This window comes from Streptomyces sp. NPDC031418 (assembly GCF_055581605.1).
In genome coordinates this window covers 1-20,199 of sequence record NZ_JBVIJC010000012.1, presented here as the reverse complement: position 1 = coordinate 20,199, position 20,199 = coordinate 1, and the positions used below count along the sequence as shown (strand labels likewise).

Annotated in this window: 11 protein-coding genes and 2 pseudogenes; 7 read left to right on the top strand and 6 right to left on the bottom strand. The window is 66.9% G+C overall.

The window, feature by feature from the left end; genetic code table 11:
• Positions 1-3: 3 nt before the first annotated feature.
• Positions 4-866, bottom strand: a protein-coding gene (locus ACZ5CZ_RS19255; protein ID WP_468944249.1) for an IS5 family transposase whose coding sequence is annotated in 2 segments (ribosomal slippage) — positions 4-497 and positions 497-866 — 864 coding nt in all. Because the reading frame shifts where the segments join, the coding sequence is not laid out codon by codon here.
• Between the two features lie 544 nt (positions 867-1,410).
• On the opposite strand from ACZ5CZ_RS19255, the gene ACZ5CZ_RS19250 reads away from it, so the two are divergent.
• The 5 genes from ACZ5CZ_RS19250 to ACZ5CZ_RS19230 all read left to right on the top strand — a co-directional run bounded on the left by ACZ5CZ_RS19250 (position 1,411) and on the right by ACZ5CZ_RS19230 (position 10,476).
• Positions 1,411-2,895: a DUF3375 domain-containing protein gene (locus tag ACZ5CZ_RS19250; RefSeq protein WP_468944247.1), complete on the top strand. Its 1,485-nt coding sequence runs from the start codon at positions 1,411-1,413 to the stop codon at positions 2,893-2,895.
• A complete protein-coding gene (locus ACZ5CZ_RS19245; protein ID WP_468944244.1) occupies positions 2,892-3,515 on the top strand; it encodes a DUF4194 domain-containing protein in 624 nt (207 codons plus the stop codon). The genes ACZ5CZ_RS19250 and ACZ5CZ_RS19245 overlap by 4 nt, the downstream gene beginning before the upstream one ends.
• Positions 3,443-6,928, top strand: coding sequence for an ATP-binding protein (locus ACZ5CZ_RS19240; protein ID WP_468944242.1), 3,486 nt, complete (start codon positions 3,443-3,445; stop codon positions 6,926-6,928). Before ACZ5CZ_RS19245 ends, ACZ5CZ_RS19240 begins: the two co-directional genes overlap by 73 nt.
• Before the next feature lies 1 nt (position 6,929).
• On the top strand, positions 6,930-8,114 hold the full coding sequence (locus ACZ5CZ_RS19235) for a Wadjet anti-phage system protein JetD domain-containing protein (protein WP_468944240.1): 1,185 nt from the start codon (positions 6,930-6,932) through the stop codon (positions 8,112-8,114).
• A gap of 232 nt (positions 8,115-8,346) precedes the next feature.
• Positions 8,347-10,476: a hypothetical protein gene (locus tag ACZ5CZ_RS19230; protein ID WP_468944237.1), complete on the top strand. Its 2,130-nt coding sequence runs from the start codon at positions 8,347-8,349 to the stop codon at positions 10,474-10,476.
• Between the two features lie 111 nt (positions 10,477-10,587).
• Here ACZ5CZ_RS19230 and ACZ5CZ_RS19225 read toward each other — a convergent pair whose 3' ends face one another.
• Positions 10,588-13,776: a hypothetical protein gene (locus ACZ5CZ_RS19225; RefSeq protein ID WP_468944234.1), complete on the bottom strand. Its 3,189-nt coding sequence runs from the start codon at positions 13,774-13,776 to the stop codon at positions 10,588-10,590.
• Between the two features lie 855 nt (positions 13,777-14,631).
• On the opposite strand from ACZ5CZ_RS19225, the pseudogene ACZ5CZ_RS19220 reads away from it, so the two are divergent.
• Together ACZ5CZ_RS19220 and ACZ5CZ_RS19215 are read left to right on the top strand one after the other, a co-directional pair.
• Positions 14,632-14,802, top strand: a pseudogene (locus tag ACZ5CZ_RS19220) (IS110 family transposase); the annotation flags it as partial.
• Positions 14,803-14,882: 80 nt separating this feature from the next.
• Positions 14,883-15,170, top strand: coding sequence for a histidine phosphatase family protein (locus ACZ5CZ_RS19215; protein ID WP_468944644.1), 288 nt, complete (start codon positions 14,883-14,885; stop codon positions 15,168-15,170).
• On the opposite strand, the gene ACZ5CZ_RS19210 is transcribed toward ACZ5CZ_RS19215, so the two are convergent.
• From ACZ5CZ_RS19210 to ACZ5CZ_RS19195, 4 genes and pseudogenes are all read right to left on the bottom strand, one after another.
• Complete coding sequence (locus tag ACZ5CZ_RS19210; protein WP_468944232.1) at positions 15,122-16,603, bottom strand: UvrD-helicase domain-containing protein; 1,482 nt, start codon at positions 16,601-16,603, stop codon at positions 15,122-15,124. The genes ACZ5CZ_RS19215 and ACZ5CZ_RS19210 overlap by 49 nt on opposite strands.
• Positions 16,596-18,839 carry an ATP-dependent nuclease gene (locus tag ACZ5CZ_RS19205; RefSeq protein ID WP_468944229.1) on the bottom strand — a complete coding sequence of 748 codons (2,244 nt, stop codon included), beginning with the start codon at positions 18,837-18,839 and terminating at the stop codon, positions 16,596-16,598. The genes ACZ5CZ_RS19210 and ACZ5CZ_RS19205 overlap by 8 nt, the downstream gene beginning before the upstream one ends.
• Before the next feature lie 198 nt (positions 18,840-19,037).
• Positions 19,038-19,900 (bottom strand): IS5 family transposase gene (locus ACZ5CZ_RS19200; RefSeq protein WP_468944226.1). Its coding sequence is split into 2 segments (ribosomal slippage): positions 19,038-19,531 and positions 19,531-19,900, totalling 864 coding nucleotides; the frame shifts between segments, so codons are not numbered across the junction.
• A gap of 192 nt (positions 19,901-20,092) precedes the next feature.
• Positions 20,093-20,199, bottom strand: a pseudogene (locus tag ACZ5CZ_RS19195) (IS5/IS1182 family transposase); the annotation flags it as partial.

The following is a 20,199-nucleotide window of genomic DNA, read 5'->3' as shown; positions in this document are numbered from 1 at the left end:
TCTTCAAACGGATCTTGCCCACAGCAGGAACGACGCGAGGGTGACCGCCGCTTCGTAGGAAGCGGCGGTCTTCTCGTATCTGGTCGCGATGCCACGGAAGCCTTTGAGCCGGTTGAAGCAGCGTTCAATGACGTTGCGTCGACGGTAGATCTTCCGGTCGAAGCCGGGCGGCCGCCCACTGCGGTGACCGCGATTGTGCCGGTGCCGCTGTTGGTCGGTCTTCTCCGGGATGGTGTGCGCGATGCCGCGTTTTCGCAGGTAGGCGCGGAAGCCGCGGGAGCTGTAGGCCTTGTCCGCGATGACGTGGTCGGGCAGGCAGCGCGGTCGGCCCAGGCCGGTGCGTGGGACCCGGATCCGTTCCAAAAGAGGGCGCGCGCAGACGCTGTCGTGCCGCTGGCCCGGGGTGACCAGCACGGCGAGAGGGCGGCCTTTGCCGTCGCAGGCAAGGTGGATTTTGGTGGTCAGTCCTCCGCGGGATCGGCCGAGGGCGTGATCGTCCGGTTCGTCCGGCCGGTGAAGCCCCCTTTTCGGCCGGTGGCGGCGGCGTGCTGGTGGGCGCGCACGATGGTGGAGTCGATCTGCACCAGCCAGTCGATGTCACCGGCCGCGTCGGCGTGGGCCTGGATCTGCTGCAGGGCACGGGTGAACACGCCGTCCAGGGCGTAGCGGCGGAAGCGGGTGTACACCGTCTTCCACGGCCCGTAGCGTTCCGGCAGGTCACGCCAGGAGATACCGGTCTGGATCTTGTAGACCATCCCGTTGATGACCTGCCGGTCTTCCACCCGCGGCCGCCCTGTGGCAGCCCGCGGTATCAGCGGAGCGAGTAACTCCCACTCTTGATCGGTGAGTTCGTGACGGCGTACCACTCAACCATGATCCACCATCTGAGGATCTTTGAAGACGGACCCTAGCACAGGCCCCGCCCGCTCGGGGCGAGGTCGTCTCCCGCGCTTTCCGGTGGCCCGATCTCTAGACGGCACTCTCTGTCCAGTCCTGACCGGGCACGATCAAGATTCGGTAGCGCGGCCCTGCGTCCGGCAGGCGGCATGGCCCAAGACTTGATGACGCAGGATGCTTGCAGAATCGGCGGGCGGGCAAGAAGTCTTCAGGAAGGGATTCGAAATTTCGTTCGCATGATGCTGTGGGGATGAGCATCGGGAACGATCCGGAATCCAGATCTGTACGCTCTCTGGCCTGCTGCCTTCCTTCCTCGAGACTGCCTGTGAACCATCCGGTCGCCTCTCCTGCGAATCCCCGTTGTCAGTGGTGGGCTCTACGGTTCTTTGTGGCCGGCACGGAATGCCTGTGCGCGGCCGCGCGGGCATGAGTGCGTGCCGGGTGGGGCTTGCGTTCTCGCTGTTGGTGGGGAAATGCGGTCGTACCTCCTGGGGTAGTGAGAGGTGAGGATGTATGGAGTTGGACTACGACCGCCTGGTCGTCTTGCGGAAGCAGAGCGCAGCGTGGCGGCTGCTGACGGCCAACAATGCGGCGTTGATGCTGAGCTTCCTCAACAGGGTGTTCGTCGAGCAGGGGGCGCGCTCGGTTGCTGGTGCGGAACTTGTCGAGCGGCTGGATGACGAGTTGTTCGCGCTCAATGAGCGGCTGGGGCACCGGACGTTTCCCCAGTCCGCCAAGGCGTATCTGGACGACTGGTCGGCGCCAGGGAACGGCTGGCTGCGCAAGTATTACCCGCCGGATTCGGACGAGCCACACTATGACGCCACGGCCGCGGTCGAGAAGGCCATCTCGTGGATCAGGTCACTTGAGGAGCGTTCGTTCGTCGGTACGGAGTCGCGCCTGAATACGATCTTCGATCTCTTGCGGCAGATGACGTTCGGGACGGAAACCGATCCGGAGGCGCGGCTGGCTGAACTCAGGCGGCGCCGTCACGAAATCGACCTGGAGATCGAGCGGGTTGAGGCCGGCGAGGTGGATGTTCTGGACAGCGCGGCGCTGCGGGACCGTTATCAGCAGGTGACCGATACGGCGCATGGGCTTCTGGCTGACTTCCGTGAGGTCGAGGCGAATTTCCGGGATCTGGACCGCGATCTGCGGAGCAAGATCGCGGCTTGGGACGGGGCCAAGGGTGAACTGCTGGATGAGGTGCTGGGCAGCCGCGAGAGCATCGCGGAGTCGGACCAGGGCCGGACTTTCCAGGCGTTCTACGACTTCCTGCTCGCGCCGAGCCGTCAGGACGAGCTCAAGGCGCTGCTGGCCGAGGTCGAGGCGATGGAGGCCATCGACGAACCCGATCCGCGCATGCGACGTATGCCCCGGGACTGGCTGGAGGCCGCCGAGCGTACCCAGGCCACCGTGCGGCAGCTGTCGGATCAGCTACGCCGATTCCTCGATGACCAGGTGCGCTCGGAAGACCGCCGTGTCCTGGAGCTGGTACGCGCGATCGAGACCCACGCACTGGCGCTGCGAGACGTGCCGGGTGTGGATCTGGTCGCCGAGATCGACACAGCGGCCCCGGCCATCGCGCTTCCGATGGAACGGCCGTTGTATACGCCGCTGGTCAAGACACCGATCGACAGCACTGGCATCGAAGCGGGGGACGAGGAGTTCGCCGCCGACGCGCTGTTCGAGGCGGTCTACGTCGATCCCGCTCGGCTCACGGCAGCCGTCCACGACGCCCTCGGCGCGCGCACGCAGGTGTCCTTGGCCGAGACGCTGCGTGAGCACCCCCTGGAGCAGGGGCTTGCCGAGTTGGTCGCCTACTTCGCGCTGCCCGACGACGGGTTCGCCACGGTCTTCGACGACCACCGCCAAGAAGAGATCACGTGGATCGGCGAGGACGACGTCCAGCAGGTCGCCACCGTGCCCGTCGTTACCTTCGCCCGCATCAACCCCGGCATCGCCTGGGCCACCGACCAGAAGAAGGAGGGGCGATGACGACGCCTTCCACTCCCGCCCCACAGCCGTACACCCTCTCCTTGCCGGTCAACCAGTTGCTGAAGGGTCCGCTCTTCCGGGACCAGCACGAGCGGGCCTGGGACGCGCTGGTGCACCTGAGTGCTCGGGTGAAGGACTACGTCGAGGTCATGGGGCTGCGCGTGGTGATCGACGAGATGGAGGGCTACGCCTTCCTGCAGTCGATGCCCGACGACGAGGACGCTGTCCGGGACCCTCGCATGGCGCCGCCGCGGTTGATTCCGCGCCGTTCACTGTCCTACCCCGTCAGTCTGCTGATCGTGCTGCTGCGCAAGCGGCTCGCGGAGTTCGACGCCAGCGCCGACGGCACCCGCCTCATGATCACCCGGGACGAGATCGTCGAGATGATCCGTACGTTCCTCCCGGCCAGCAGTAACGAGGCGCGCCTGGTCGACCAGATCGATGGCCACATCAACAAGGTGGTGGATCTGCAGTTCCTGCGCCGCGCCCGCGGACAGGAGCAGCTGTTCGAGGTGCAGCGGATCATCAAAGCTTTCGTCGACGGGCAGTGGCTCGCCGACTTCGAGACCAACCTGGCCCAGTACGCGGCCTCCCACATCGTTCAGGAGAATACGCAGTGATCCCCGTTCAGTCTGGCCCTGCCGACCCGCCCATCCCCGCCACCTTCGCCGCGGCCGGGTTTCGGCTGGAGCGCCTGGAGGTCTACAACTGGGGCACGTTCGACAAGCACGTGTGGTCGTTCGGCCTCGCCGGCGCCAACGCGCTGCTGACCGGGGACATCGGTTCCGGCAAGTCCACCTTGGTGGACGCGATCACCACCTTGTTCATGCCCGCCCGCAGGATCGCCTACAACCGGGCTGCCGGAGCGGAGAGCGGCGAGCGCAGCCTGCGCTCCTATGTGCTGGGCCACTACAAGTCCGAACGCAACGAAGAGACCGGTGCCACCAAGCCGGTGGCGCTGCGCAAGCCCGGCAGCTACTCGGTCATCCTGGGCGTGTTCCACAACGCCGCGCTGGAATTGACCGTCACGGTGGGCCAGGTGTTCTGGCTGCCTGACGCCAACGCCACCAGCCCCGAACGGCTGTTCCTGGTCGCGGATCGGGCCCTGTCCGTGGCCGGTGACTTCGCGGACTTCGGCACCGAAGTGCGGGCCCTGAAGAAGCGCCTCGAAGCCAGCGATGTCCGTGTCCACAAGTCGTTCCCGCCCTACAGCAAGGACCTACGGCGCCGGATGGGCATCGAGTCCGAGCAAGCCCTGGAGCTCTTCCACCAGACGGTGTCGATGAAGTCGGTGGGCAGCCTGGACGACTTCGTGCGCAGCCACATGCTCGAGCCGTTCGACGCGGCCGCGATGACCGACAACATCGTCAGCCACTTCGACGCCCTGACCACCACCTACAACTCCGTGCAGCGCGCCCGAGCCCAGATCGAAGCCCTCACCCCGCTGCTCGCGGACTGTGACACCTACGAGGACCTGGCCGCCCGGATCGAGGAAGCCGAGGCCGAGCAGGCTGCGCTACGGTACTTCATGGCCGCGCGTACGGCGGTTCTCCACGAGGCCGAACGCGCCGAGATGGAACGGTCGCTGATGCGTCTGGAGGGTGAGAAGAAGGCTGCCCAGGAGGAGCTGGAGCGCCTGCGCGGCCAGGAACGCCGGTGGGAACTTGAGCGTGAGGGCCTGGGTGGCGGGCGCCTTGGCGAACTGAAACGCCAGATCGAGGAGGCGGAGCGGCTGCGCATCGCGCGCGAAAGGCTCGCCCGCGACCACGCCCACCTGCTGAAACAGGCCGGACTGGCCCCGGTCAGTGATCAGGCCCAGTTCACCGACCGCCTTGAGGAGATCTCCCGGGCCCAACACGACGTCGCCGCGGACAAGAAGGAGACGCGAGCGGCCCTGGAGAAGCTCGCCGTTCAGGCCGATCGCCTTCACCAGCAGGCCCAGGACATCAACGAGGACCTGGTCAGCCTGCGTTCCCGCCGCAGCAACATCCCCCGCAAACAGCTTCAGGTTCGCACCCTCCTGTGCCAGGAACTCGGTATCGAAGAAAGCACGCTGCCCTTCGTCGGCGAACTCATCCAGGTCCGCGACGAAGAACAGACCTGGGCCGGCGCCGCCGAGCGGCTACTGCGCAGCTTCGCACTGTCCCTCGTCGTCCCCCAAGGCCAGTACGCCCGCGTCTCCGAGTGGATCAACGACCACCACCTGGGCACGAAGCTGGTCTACTTCCGCGTCCCCGACCACACCCCGGCCCGGCGCACGCCGCCGGCCCCTTCGACCGCGCTGTTCACCAAGCTTGAAATCCGCGGCGACTCGCCCTTCGCCGAGTGGCTGGCCGGCGAACTCGAACGACGTGCCTCGCACACCTGCGTGGCCACCATGGACGACTTCCGGAACGCCGAACTCGCCCTGACCGCACAGGGTTTGATCAAGGGGGCGCGGGGCCGCCACGAGAAGAACGACACCACCCGCATCGACGACCGCAGCACCTACGCGCTCGGCTGGACGAACCAGGCAAAGATCGATGCCCTCCTGGACCAGGCAGGCAAAGTCCATGCAGCCCAGCGCGAGACGGCCGACATGAAACGCGGCCTGGAAGGTGCTCACGAGGGTGCCATCACCCGCGACAAGGTCCTCGATCGGCTGGCGGCCATGGGGGAGTTCAGCGAGATCGACTGGCCTTCCGTCGTGCGGCACATTGCCGAGCTGACCGAGGAGAAGCAGCGCCTGCAGGCCGACTCCAAGGACCTGAACGAACTCACCCGCCAACTGGACAAGATCGCCGGTAAAATCAAGCAGCAGGAAGCGGCCTACGCGAGCGCGACACAGAGCTGGGGCCGCATCGACGGCGAACGCGACGCCGCCGAATGCGCCCGCGACGAAGCACGCGCCATCCTCGCCGAGCCGGCCGCCACCGACGCCCAAGCCCACTTCCCCGCCCTCGAACACCGCCTGACCGAAGCCCGACTCACCTGCGCCACCGCCCAGGAGTGCATCCGCGCCGAGACCCGGCTGCGCGAGGAGGGGACGGCGCGAAAGAACCGGTGGAGCAAGGAGCAGACCCGCCTCGCCCAGGCGATCGCCTCCCAGATGCGCACCTTCCGCACCGACTACCCGGCCGAGACCAACGAGCTCGACGACTCCGTCGCCTCCGCCGCCGGCTACCGCGCCCTGCACCGCCAGCTCGTCGCCGACGACCTGCCGCGCTTCGAAGAGCAGTTCCGCACCTACCTGAAGACCAACGTGATCCGCGAAATCGCAGGATTCCACGCGCAGTTGAACAACTGGGCCGATGAGATCGGCGAACGGATCACCACCATCAACGAGTCGCTGGCCGACATCGACTACAACCCGGGCCGCTACATCATGCTCCAGCCCGAGAAGACCCCCAACACCGAGATCCGCGACTTTACCGCCGAACTGCGCGCCTGCACCGACGACGTCCTCTCGGGCGACGACTCCGACCTGTACTCGGAAGAGAAGTTCCACCAGGTCCAGCGCCTGATCGAACGCTTCAAGGGCCGCGAAGGCCACACGGATGCCGACCGAGCCTGGACCAGGCGCGTCACCGACGTGCGCTACTGGTTCGTCTTCAGCGCCAGCGAACGCCGCCGCGAGGACGACAGTGAGTACGAGGTGTACTCCGACTCCGGCGGCAAGTCCGGCGGGCAGAAGGAGAAACTCGCCTACACCATCCTGGCAGCCTCCCTCGCCTACCAGTTCAAGCTCGACACCACCGCCAGCAGGAGCCGCACCTTCCGTTTCGTGGTCATCGACGAAGCCTTCGGCCGCGGCTCCGAGGAATCCGCCCGCTTCGCCCTGGACCTCTTCAAGCGCCTGGGCCTGCAACTCCTCATCGTCACCCCACTGCAGAAGATCCACGTCATCGAGCCGTATGTGTCCGCCGTCGGCTTCGTCGACAACCCCACTGGACACCACTCCCGCCTGCGCACCCTGACTATCGCCCAGTACCGCCGAGAACGCCTCGCCCACGCCCTGACCGCCGGACAGCCCGCCACCGGACAGGACCACTGACATGGCGGCCACCTCCACCTCCACCTGGACCACACCCCGCGACGTCATCGCCCGCCTGCGCAAACGCTGGGAGCGCGGCGAGTTCCTCAGTCGGGTCGCCGCCGGTACGGACTTCGACCCACTCGCCATTCCCCTGCGCGGCCCGAAGGCCGGCGACATCACCCAGCACTACGACGACGTCCTCGCCTGGGCCACCTCATGGGCCCCTGACAAACACCGGCACCTGCGCATCGAGTACCGGAAGCTCGGCGGACGCCTCGCCGGCGTGAACAACGCCCCCGCCCGGGCCTGGATCGACCACCGCGACGACCTGTTCCAACTCCTCGGCGTCACCAACACGGTCACCCGCTACACGTCCCTCCTGGCCGCCGCCCGCGAGAACCTGCCCCTGCTGGCCGCGTGGATGGCCGAGCACCCGATGAAGGTCGTCCAGCGGGAAGTCGACTGGCCCCGCCTCCAGGCCACGGTCCGGTGGATCACCGACTACCGCGGCCCGGCCGTCTACCTGCGCCAGCTGGATGTGCCCGGCGTGGACACCAAGTTCATCGAACACCACCGTGCCATCCTGACCACCCTGCTGGAGCACTGCCTGCCTGAGGACTGCATCAACACCGAGGTCGCGCGCACCGACTTCGCCGCCCGCTTCCGCTTCCTGCGCAAGCCCGCCTACCTACGGTTCCGGATACTGGGTGGCGCCTCGCCGAGTGGCTTCAGCGAACTCACCGTGCGCGCAGACGAGTTCACCGTGCCGCCCCACGGCATCACGACCGTGTACGTCGTCGAAAACGAAACCACCTACCTCGCCTTCCCCGACCAGCCGCACAGCATCGTCATCCACGGCGGCGGCTATGCCGTCACTCAACTGTCTGCCCTGGCCTGGCTGCACGACGTACGCCTGGTCTACTGGGGCGACCTGGACACCCACGGCTTCACCATCCTCGACCGGCTCCGCCGGGCCTTCCCGCACACCCAGTCCATCCTGATGAACAGGCGCATTCTCCTGGAGCACCGAGGGCAGTGGGTGAAGGAAGATGTCCCCGCCCACGAGCACCTCGGGACGCTCACACCGGACGAAGCCGACGTCTACGACAGCCTTGTGGACGGGGAGTTCGGCCACCACGTGCGACTTGAACAGGAACGCGTCCGGTTCCACCTGCTCGAGGACGTCCTGGATGGTCTTCGCTAGGCGCCAGGCTTCAGCCGGGGCGCTGCCGAAGGGGAGCATTGCCGACCACATGTCAACACTGGCGCATCAGCGAACACGGAGGCGGCCTCAGCATCGGGGCGGACCTTGGGCTGTGCGGGCGCACGGCAACGCGCTGATGTGAGGAACCAGTTCGCACGAGTGGCGGTGTGCTTCACCTGGCCGCTGCTCGAGGCGCGGGCCGTTGTCAGAGGGGGTCGCTACTGTCCGGCGCATGCCGAAGAAGAGGAAGAAGAAGCCGCCGTCGCGGGCCCGGCGCACCGGTGGGGTTGCCCCGCACGAGCAACTGCCCTCCGTGATCGAACTCGGTGGCCCGCGGGTGCCGTCGCGAGGGTGGACCTTTCAGGCGTTGGTCGACGCGGGTCGGGAGTCCGGCCAGCCACTCTTGGAGTTCACGGCGCAGCCTCCCGCCGGATACTCATCCGATTTCGTCCCGCAGGTCGATTCCCCTCGGGCGCCGCTCCAAGCGGGGTGGTACCTGCGGTCCGACCTGGCCGTTCCGGTCTACCTGTGGGTGTTTTCCGAGGGTCAACTCGCTGGCGATCCAGGTGCGTTGGATCTGCGGCGACGGGGGTTCACCTTCTACGTGGCGCACTCGGTGTGTACGCACGGAGGAAGTGACGGCGCCTATGCCAGCGCGGAGGACTTGGAGGCGTGGACTCCGATTGTGGCGCCGGACCCGAGCATCGTGGACGCCGACAGGTATGGCCACGCGCCCGTCTATCGCACGCCTGCGGTACGGCGGCTGCCCCCGGGTTCTCCCCGCACGGTGGGAGTGCTGGATGTGGACTATGCACGGGTAGCGGGCCGGAGCCTGCCCGAGCGCTGGGATATCGACGTCGTCGGCTTCTTGGTGATGGAACGACAGGACGCCGCCGACATGCCGGGACAGGAATTCTGGCGGCAAGCAGCCTTTCACACGTTCCGAGATCAGAATCTGTCGGACCTCCGTGCCGCAGCCGGAGACGTCGACCTGATCATCGGCCACAATCTCTTCGACGGCGACTACCGATGCCTGCGGACCTACGGCGACGTGGTGGACGTCGGCGTGCTGGCCGCGAAGACGGTGGACACGCTGTATGCCGCCCGTCATGTGGTCGGCGGCGGTGCATCTCGTGCGGCGCGTCTGGACCTCACCACCTTGGCGGGCGCCCAGGGACTGCGGGAACGGGCGAAGACAGCGTCCCGGACCGAGGCCCACCGCGGCATCCGCACCATCTCTGACGCGGAGGAGCGCTGGTTCTTCCAGCCCATTTCTGATGACTGCGAACTGATGCTGGAGCTGTGGCTCGAACTGGTCACCAGCCGACGCCTGCGCAGCGTCCTCCCGTCGGGTGAAGCGGTGGAGTACCCGGTCCGCGAGGACGATCTGCGGCTGCTGCTGGAGCCGCAACTCGCCCCGGACACGTTCACGAACCTGCTGACGACGAAAGGCACCGTCTACCCCCTGCAGGGCGCGGCGCGCAATGAGAGCGTGGCCCGGATCCACCGCGAGATCGAACAGCAGCGGGCCGACGGCACGCTGGCCAATCGCCACCCTGCCGCCGCGCACCGCCAGCGCTGTATGGCACCCAGCGACACGGGGGGACGGCAGTGCGACCAGCTCATCGAGGCGACGCAGACGTATTGCCGTACCCATCGCACCAAGCGGCGCTGCCGAGGGAATCCGGCCCTCAACGACGCCTGCACCGCCATCGCCCACGGCGATCTGGCGCATTGCCTCTGGCACCGTATGACCGCGCTCTACGTGCCACAAGGGCAGCGAATCGTCGAGGACTTCACCCTCGCTCTGCCGCTTCGCGGCTGGGAGCGGGGCAGCGACTGGGGATACGACACGGGGACGCGTTCGTTCTTCGCGAGGCTGTACCGCAACGAGGCCGACTCGTCCGGCTCACCGACCGTATGGCTTTCGGGCACTGATCCCGACCTCGGCAACGTGGTCGCGCTCACGGACGCCGTGCAGAAAGCGACCGGGGCGTCCCGGCAGGACGTCGTGGCAGCCCTGACAGCGGATCGGACGTCACCCCGAGAACGCGCCGTGATCACACAGGACTGGGAACCGGTCGGGTGCAACCGTCCCTGCCCGTGCGGCACCGCGGACTGTGGCCACGGCGCACCGTGCCCGAACGACGAGTGCAGCGGTCACGACGTCCATACGATGCGCAACCCTCGCACCGAAACGGACGTGACAGCGTGGCAGGACCATTTCGACTGCTGCGAGGGCTGCTCCGGCAGCTTCCTGGACATCTCACTCCCGGAGCGCCCCTGGGGCGAGACGCACGACGACGGCACCGTGACCGTGTACGCCGGGGTGTCCCACTACGAGCTCGGTGTCTACCTGTAACCGCGTGCAGTCGTGGCGGACCAGTGCAGCGACCCGGGGCCGGCGGATGTCCGCGACCGAGCTGAACGGCGGGCCGGCTTGGCCCGGACGCCGTTCGCTGAGTGCCGCAGGTCAGCGGTGGCGCCAGGTTTGGCGCAGGCGCAGGACTTCGGCGGCCCAGTGGGCGGGAAGGTCTGGTTCGGGTATGCGTTCGCGGCCGAGGCTGAAGCGGACGTGGCGGTAGAGCCAGTGCAGCGAGGCGTCCGAGCTCGCGACGAGTGTGGACAGCAGCGGTTCACCGACCGGTGTATCCCGGTCGACAGCGACCAGGAGTTCACCTTGGTCGTCCGGGTGCAGGTGCGGCAGCCCGCCCGCCATCCGCAGCCGCAGGTCACCCCACGTCAGAAGTGACCCGCCGCTGCGCGCCGCGTCCTTGAGGACGTCCCGGGCGATGGTGGCCAGCTTGTCGATGGTCTCGATCGGCAGACGGTCCGGGGGAGACGGTGCCGTGGCCTTGGGACCGGGGACGGCCCTTGCCGGGTCCGCCGCGCGCGGTGCGGCACGACGCGGCGCGCTCGAGGCGCGGGCCTTGAGCTGGCGCTTCCACCGCTTGACCTGAACCTCTTCGAGCACCGGTAGGCGCCGGTCCAACTGACAACGCAGCGAGCTGATCTCGTCAAGGAATGCGGCGAGTTGCTCGGTGGCCAGGCCGTTGTCGGCACGGCCGAGTTCGGCGAGGACTTGACGGATACGGTGCAGGATCGGGTCCGAGTTCGGATCCTGTTTCTGGCACCACGCCTTCACCTCGCGCATCAACGGCGTGTAGGTGGCACGGTCTTCGGGCGACAGACGCCGGCCGTAGATGGGTCCGGCCAAGTGGCGCGCGGCCTGGACCGCAGCTAGGTCGCCGGTCTCCTGCGCGGCACGGATCTCCGTCACGAGCCACGCGAACTCCGCTCGGGCTTCTGCGAAAGCGGCAGACTCGGAAGGCGGCGCGCCGCTGGGTGACGGGTGGGTCGCCGACAGGGGGGCTCCCTCGTCTGGAGTCACCGATTCGCCGTTGACCTGGGCTTCCAGGCGGGTGAGCGCCGTGTGGAGGTCCTGCGGCAGGGGTCCGGGGCAGCGTCGCTTGAGAATCTTCGAGTGGGCCAGGGCACTGCGCAGGGCGAGAGGCGTGGGGGCGGGGCCGGCCGTCGCGAGATCGGCGAACAAGGTGCGCAGCGCCGCGTGGGCGGCTGCTGCTTCACGGGTGTTGATCCAGGTCTGCAGGTCGGTGCGGAGTAGTAGGAGGTTCTGCCGTGGCTCACCGGACAGGCGATCCGTGGCGATCCGTGAGACCTCCTTGCGGATCCGTCTGGCCTCGTTCAGGTCGTCGGCATCATGGGCCTGCTTGAACAGCTGCGTCAGACGGGCGATGTCTGCTGTCGCCTGTGCCTGGAACGTGCGCTGGTCCTTCCCCGGCGAGACGGGGCTCTTCGCGGCGGCGGGCGGGACGGCGGGCGTGCTTTTCTTCGGGGGAGCAGACGTCGGCAGAGGGTGGCCAATGAGGCGGTCGAGGTCGCTCAGGAGCCGCTCGCTCTCGCGTTGCCACGCGCGCAGCTCCTGCCTGCGTTGCCGGACAGTCTCATAGAGCCGTTGGTGCTGTTCGCCGTCCTTGACCGTGGTGGCCAGGCGGGCGGCGCGGCGGCCGGTGGCGCGGGGCAACGTGGCACGGCCCACGGCCAACTGGGCCTTGAGGAGGGTCAGTTGTTCCTGGGCAGCCCGCGCTTCCGCGGGGCGGGGCGCCTCCGCAATGGCAGCCGATGCCGGTGGGGGAGGAGTGCGGTGGCCGTACGCCGTATGCGCAGCGCGGATCTGCTCGTCGCTCCACCGGTACAGCGCGGACTCCGAGGCCGGGGCGGTGACTTGGAGCAGGCGCAGCACGGTGGCGAGATAGGACAGGGGACGACCGGAGGGCGCGCGGACCAGGACGCACAACAGCGACCGGTTCTGATCTCGCGGCTTGTCGACCTCCACGAGGAGGTCCCGGCGCTTGGGATCGGGCAGGTGCGCGAGATCCAGGCCGACCCGCTCGGCCAGCTGATTCCACGTGGTGGTGGCCCCCTCCCGCGCCACGTCTTCGAGAGCCCGCCGCAACAGTGTGGCGGTGCGGCTGCCCTGGGACTGCACCGGAACGGTGGGGGTCGGAGCGGGCCGCGTGGCGGGCTTCGGCGCGGGCAGGGGCTCGTCCAGGGCGACGGGGGGACGCCACAGGCCGGTACGTTCCGCGTCCAGGCCCTTGAGCTGGATGAGGCTGTCCGCGCGCACCGCCCAGCGGGTGTTCTCACCCGGCCGGTCGGCTTCGGTGACCAGCAGGCGCACCGCGCCCGCCAGCCGGTACACGTACTGCTCGGTGGGGCGGGGTGTGTCGTGGGGCAAGGACAGCTGGGCCCTGAGGATCCGGTGTCCGGTCGGTTTGATGAAGCCGGATATCAGGTACCGGCCGCCCTCCACGAGGGGCGAGTCGGTGTCCGGCCGGGCCTCGCCGTCGATCGCGAAGACGATCTCGGCGCCGCGCAGCGGCAGGCTGCCGGCCACAGCGTCGTAGCGCGCGGCGCCCTCGCGGATCAGCCCGCGGTTACGCAGTTTGTCGAGGTCGGGGGTGATCAGGCCGTCGCCGGTCATCCGGCACCGCTCGAGCGGGGACCAGGCGACGGGGCGGTTCTCGGTGACGGTGCCGATCAGAACCCGGCGGCTGTTGCCGTCGGTTTCGCACCGCACCCGCAGGGCATAGCCGTAGCGGGCCGTCATATCCCGGGTGATGGCGCTCTCCAGCCCGAAGACCCACTCGACGTGCCCTTCCTTGGCGGCCAGGCTGTCCGCCGTTCCACGCCAGCTGCGGTAGTCGTTGGGCCGCAGCTCGAAGCGCAGGCGTTGATTCGTGGCACGCAGCACGAAGTCCACGGCATCCCCGGGGCCGTGCCCGAGGCTGCACAACTCGGCCTGCGCCGCGTGCCCCTGGCCCGCCAGCCACTGCGTCACGTGCACCTTGACGAACAGGTGATCGGCGCTGTCGACGCCGTTGGCCTTGCGATGACAAGCCGCCCGGCTTCCGTCGCGGTCCGGGAAATGGGAGAAGTGACAGACCTTCGTTTCGTAACGCTTGGTCATCAGCCGCTCGCCGCAGCCACCGAGCAGCGTCCCGCACCAGAAGTCGTCCTTGCCGAACTGGCGGCGGAACTCATCCAGATTGTGCGGCTCCTCGGGCAGGATGACCGGCTGGTCCGAATCCCGGCCTCCCATGACCGCCGTCTGGACGAGACGGAAGTCGATCTGCGCCACCAGCAGTTCCTCCGAAAGCAGTCAGCACCCATCCACCCAAGGAGGCACACACCCGGCGCGAACACCGCGCCCCGGAGCACCCCTGGCGCCTGCGCAGTCACACACGTCCCGACGGTGCAGCGACGTCTTGGGCCACCCGATGAGATTATCTGCCGCGTCGGACGATGCGTCAGGTGTGGTGTGCATTGCCTCCCGGAAATTCCTTGGCGGGCTCCGGTGAGTTGTCTTGCGCGGCGCGTCGGCCTACCGGCTTCGATTCCGTATCGAGCACCCAACCTCGTGGAGGAGCTGGAGGAAGCCGACGAGGGAACCCGCGTAGTAGTTCTGGGACTTGCGGCTGGCAGGTTACCCAGGATGAGGGTTTGAGGCCGCCCGTGCGATGGCCGGTGAGGGGCCGCTGGTAGGGCGGGCCACTGGGCTGTCCGTCCATGCCGGTCACGGGTGGGCGAGGAGCCAACTCATCGTGGTCCCGTCCAGAGCAGGTTCACTGCCGGTTCGGACGAAGTCTCCAGGGAGCGGTCGGGTCATGCGGTCGCACTGGGGGCAGTGGGACGGTTGCGTAGCACCGTTCGGGGCGGGGGTCTGACTCATGACGCCTTTAACCGAAGTGTCTTGTCACGGACATGCCGACTGCCGTTGCGGGTGGTGCCTGCTGTCACCGAGCCACAGGGCGTGTCCCAATAGGGGCCTTGCCGTCTTTCAGGCGCCATCACGGTTCAGACCGCCCGACAGGCAGGTGGTGCCGGCCCCTCAGCACATCACCACGCCGGTGGCACACCATCATGACGACCAGACAGCGCAGCACCTCTTCTGGCTAGCACAGGCCCGCCTGCTCCGGGCGAGGGCGTCTTGGGCGTGGACACGCACGGCGAGGTTCATGTCGCCACTGTGGTCTGCCCACTCGGCCAGATCCTGGGCGCCAAGTCCTTTCCGGCCACGGCGGTCGGCTATCGCCGGCTGCTCGCCTGGGCCCGCAAGTCAGGCACGGCGCGGCGGGCCGAGGTGGAGGGCACCGGTACCTTCGGAGCGGGTCTGTCGCGCTACCTGCTGGCGCAGCATGTCGTGGTGTTCGAGGTGAACCGGCCCGACCGCTCGGCCCGCCGTCCGTGGCCCTTCCCGTCGCCCTCGCCGACGAGAACATCGACGCCCTCTACGCCTCCACACACCAACGCACCCAGCTCACAGCCGCCCCACCCGCAGAAACCCGCGGGTTGCAAGTACCTGTCCGCGACGGAATTCATGAAGTCTCATGGGCGCCATGGTCGCGTCTCCCTGGAGATTCGGGCAGAGGGCCACGTCTTCAAGAGCAAGCCAGCACGGGGCTCCGGCGCTGTCCGAGAGCGCTTCATGTGAGGGCCAGCGTGTTGAGGCGCGCTCGCGTGAGTGCCACGTAGAGGGCGCGATGGTCTGCCTCCGTAGGGTCGAGGCCGAGCGCAAGAGCCGAGATGTCTGCGGTGCTCAGTTTTATGGCCACCGTGTTCCACTCTCGACCCTTGGACTGGTGGCATGTAAGGCCAGGGACCAGCTGGTCATCTCCGAGCCGAAGCTGTAGACGGGTCAGTGCCAGGAGGGGGTTTCGTGCGTAGCGCTGTGGAGCTAGCGCGGGAATGAGATCGGTCAACCCATCCGAGAGACTCTGCCATACCTGCCGAGACGGGGCGCCGTCTTTCAGGTGAGAGACGGCATCTTGCAGGCAGGGGTGCAGAGTTGTTGCTAGATCCTCCTTCTCCAGACCCAGCGTGGCCAAAGCGTCGTGCAGAAATACTGCCTGCAAGCCGAGCACATGCTGGGTGATCTCGTTAAGAAGCAGTGTGCATATCGCTTCCTGGACTTGGCCGACGCCAGGCTTGATGGCAAGGGGGAGTACGTGCGGATCGGCGCCCCAAAGCGCCTGCCATCTATGTGCAATGACCACATCAGCGTCCTGAGCGAGGCCCGGGGCCAGTTGCACGGGCATTTGCCGGCGCAGCTGCCTCGCGAGTGATGCCTGCCTGTCGCTTCCCCACCGGAATGATTCGTCCAGGCGGTGTGTGGTGAAGCCGTTCTCGCTGATGTATGTCGTCATCGCCGCGGGACGTGCGCCTCTGAACTGGTAGAGGGCTTGCCACGGGTCCCCGACCAGAGTGAGTGACCTGCACCCTGACGCGGCCAGCGAGAAGATGTTTCTGTCCAGGTCATTAGCGTCGAATACCTCGTCCACTATCAATGATCGTATGGTGGTCTCGAAGTAGGAGGTCAGTGCTTTCCTTGCCTCGCCGGTTGAGAGGGCTCCTTGCAGGGCCTCCCGTACGTTGTCGTGCGTGCATCTGCCCTCAGAGATCGCTTGCCTGAAGTCCGTGAGGGAGGGGTGGCTTGCGGACTGAGATTCGTCAACGGTCCTGATGACGACCTGTCCGCTGTCGACGCTCAGAACGGGCCTTATGCGCCCGGGTTTCGCGGGGAGGGCCGTTCGCCATGTGTCCAGGACCTCGAGGTCGGTGTGACCGCCTGGCCACTGGAGGACGCCCTCTTGGAGGAGGTGGAAGAGAAGGTCGCACAGCAGGGTGTCCAGGGTCACGATGCGGTGCGGCCAGGTCACTGATGACGGGCCCCAGTACCGGATGACGCGGTTTCGCAGTTCCTCGGTGGCTGACCGTGTGAAGCTGACGGCTACGACTGCCCGCCGGTCGGTGGTGGCGGCATAGCGGTGCAGTCCGAACCGCAATGCTGACACTGTGGTCTTTCCCGAACCAGGCGCTGCTTCCACGTACACACGGGCGTGTGGACTGCCGCTAGCCATGAGCTGTCGCTGCGTGAGGCTGTTGATCCCCGCGTTGGGCCTAGGCATTGCTCTGTGCTCCCGGCCATTGCCCGGGTTTCGCTACTCGTGCGGTGGGCCAGCCTCCAGGACCACGGTCCACCGCGTGGTCCTGCCGCGCCGGACGTGCGAGGAGTAGATCGTCCCAGCGCGTTGCCTCCTCCCCAACGACGATTGCCGGCTCGGACTCTGCCTCCTCCGGGTCGGGTTCGTGCTCCTGCCAGAACGCCGGCTCGTCGAGGTCGTCCCAGTCGATAGGGTCCGGAATCTCATCCCAGATGATGTCCGGCGCAAGCCAGGCGGGCGGTTCCGTGACATCTTCGTCGGCCGCGGGATCGGTGGCGACGGATTCCGGGGCAGCGGGATAGAGGAAGTCGAAGAGATTCCTGAGGTGGTCGGGTACGCGGACGGGCGCGAGGTCGTCAGCCTGCGCACGGTCGGTGTCGGTGGCGTCACGCAGCAGGGCGGCGAGCGTCAGGGCGAACTCAGCCTTTCTCCGTGCGCCTCGCCCTTCCTTGGCTCCTTCATCTCCGTCCTTGCCCGTTCGTCGGCTCCCGAAGTAGGCGCGGACACTCTCGACGGTGACTTCGGCTAGCGGGTGCTCCGGGTCGACGGATTGCTGGGCTGCTGCGATGAGATGCTCGTTGCCCGGAGTGATCGCCGGTTCAAGTGTGGGGTGGCTGATAAAGGCTTGGACGATAGAGGGATCGTGCTCGGCGAGCCACTTGGGCGAGTCTCGTGCGATGTCGAAGGGCAGGTCGCTGTCGCTGTCGCGGAGGATGGCCAGCTTCGTGCACAGCTCTGCGCCGTGTGTCGCCAGGAGGCGGACAGCCCATTGACCGACCTTGGTGCCCATGGGGACGATGCTTAGGGCATCAATGAAGGCTTGCTTCGCATCATCGTCTGCGGCCCAGGCCCGGCCGAACTCTCGTACCACGGCACCTTCTGTCACCCCTTCGACCAGAAGCAGGCGTTCAGCGAAGAGTGCTGATGAACGGCTCGTGTCGAGGTGCAGTCGGGTCATTCGCAGCGTGGCCTCGCGATGCTGGTGCGGGACGACGTCTCTCACGCAGCGACTGATGCTTCCCTGCTCCGTGCGGCGTACGACGACGAGTTCTTCCGGGTCGCAGGCGGTGATGATGTCGGTCGCATGACTGGAGAGGATCACCTGCAGCTCAGGTCGCGCCTTGACGGTCCTGCGCAGGTAGCGGACCAGCGAGTGCTGCAGCTGGGGGTGGAGGTGCGCTTCGGGCTCCTCGATGACGACCGTTGCGTGGAAGGGGGCCGTGGAGAAGAAGGAGTCTTCCTCCGATGCTGCCTCGGCTTGGGCTTGGACCAGGTTCTCGAAGGCTTGCCGAGCCTGCTCCTCCTCGGAGAGGGGCTCCCCGTCTCCGAGCCTTTCCAGTGGGTCCTTCGTTTCGATGGGCGTTTCGGTGGAATCGGGTATCGCCGCTAATGTCACCGCGATGTGCAGCAGGTTCACATACCCCAGTCCGGAGACCTCCAGGGGACGGGCCTCGGAGCGGCCTTCGACGACGGCGAGCATGACTTCCAGCACGCGCGCAAGGTAGGTGTCGTCGATGACTTGGCCACGGATGTAGGGCCACTGCGGACTCACTCCGGCGGACAGCTTGCCCAAGTGTTCGCCGATTCGTGCTTCTACGGCGTCGATCAGGCTGTCTTTGGCAAGGTCCTCCAGCAGCCGGGAGGCACGGGCCCGTAGAGCCACCAGGTTGCGACTGCCGTGGAGTTCCTGCTGTCGGGCTCGCAGCAGCTCGACCAGGATGCGTGCCTCGCGTCGGGCCAGTTCGTCCAGCGGATGGCGCCAGGCGGGCAGGTATATGAGTTTGAACTTATCCAGCTTTGGGGCAATTCCGTGCTTGTTGGCCAGCCGGGAGGTGACCGTTCCCAGCTGTCGGTGCAGGGAGACACTCCAGGATTCAGCGTCTCCACCGAGGCGTCGGTGGCCCGTGGTGTGAAGCTCGCGCCCAAGCCGCCCTTCCGCTTCGAGGGTCTCTCCCAGCGCATAGGTGATGTCGATGCTGCGCTCCACGCCTGCGTCAGGTGGTGCCAGTACAGCTGAAGTCGGCCGCGGCAGAACGGGGAACCGGCTTCCGGGGTGCGCGAGGTAGAGCGCGTCTGTGAGGGTGGTCTTGCCGGCGCCGTTCGCACCGATCAGCACACTGAATCTGCCGGGAAAGGTGCAGCTCAATGGAGTTTCTGCGCTCGCGCGCAGGCCGCTCACCGCAACTCGGCTCAGATGCATGGCAGATCCCCCGATCAGCTCGGTCGCTCTGTGAACATCATCGCTCAGCGTTACGCACGTGCAGGGCCTTTCTGATCGTTGGGGACATCGCATTTCGCTGGGGCGTGCGGGGTGACCGTGTCGGAGGTCTGCAGCTGCGAGGTGACGTTGGGGTGTCAGGTCTCCCGGTGCTCGCTCAGAACAGTTCTAGGTCCGTCTTCAAACGGATCTTGCCCACAGCAGGAACGACGCGAGGGTGACCGCCGCTTCGTAGGAAGCGGCGGTCTTCTCGTATCTGGTCGCGATGCCACGGAAGCCTTTGAGCCGGTTGAAGCAGCGTTCAATGACGTTGCGTCGACGGTAGATCTTCCGGTCGAAGCCGGGCGGCCGCCCACCGCGGTGACCGCGATTGTGCCGGTGCCGCCGTTGGTCGGTCTGCTCCGGGATGGTGTGCGCGATGCCGCGTTTTCGCAGGTAGGCGCGGAAGCCGCGGGAGCTGTAGGCCTTGTCCGCGATGACATGGTCGGGCCGGCAGCGCGGTCGGCCCAGGCCGGTGCGTGGGACCCGGATCCGTTCCAAAAGAGGGCGCGCGCAGACGCTGTCGTGCCGCTGGCCCGGGGTGACCAGCACGGCGAGAGGGCGGCCTTTGCCGTCGCAGGCAAGGTGGATTTTGGTGGTCAGTCCTCCGCGGGATCGGCCGAGGGCGTGATCATCCGGTTCGTCCGGCCGGTGAAGCCCCCTTTTCGGCCGGTGGCGGCGGCGTGCTGGTGGGCGCGCACGATGGTGGAGTCGATCTGCACCAGCCAGTCGATGTCACCGGCCGCGTCGGCCCGAGCCTGGATCTGCTGCAGGGCACGGGTGAACACGCCGTCCAGGGCGTAGCGGCGGAAGCGGGTGTACACCGTCTTCCACGGCCCGTAGCGTTCCGGCAGGTCACGCCAGGAGATACCGGTCCGGATCTTGTAGACCATCCCGTTGATGACCTGCCGGTCTTCCACCCGCGGCCGCCCTGTGGCAGCCCGCGGTATCAGCGGAGCGAGTAACTCCCACTCTTGATCGGTGAGTTCGTGACGGCGTACCACTCAACCATGATCCACCATCTGAGGATCTTTGAAGACGGACCCTAGGGCTGCTCGCCACCTGCTGCTACATCAATGACCGCGCCTTCATGCCCACGGCTATCGCTGCTCGTTATGCCAGATCTTCCGGGTGGCTTCACCTTATGCCGTAAGGGAATGCCTCACTGTATCTCCCGATGTTACTTAGACGTCATTTCACTTGGCTAGTCGGCGGTGGCATATGAGGGTCGCGGCGATGGCTGTGAAGGCGAGGAAGTGTTCCGGCTTGCGCTCGTAGCGGCGGTGCAGGCGGCGGCAGCCGG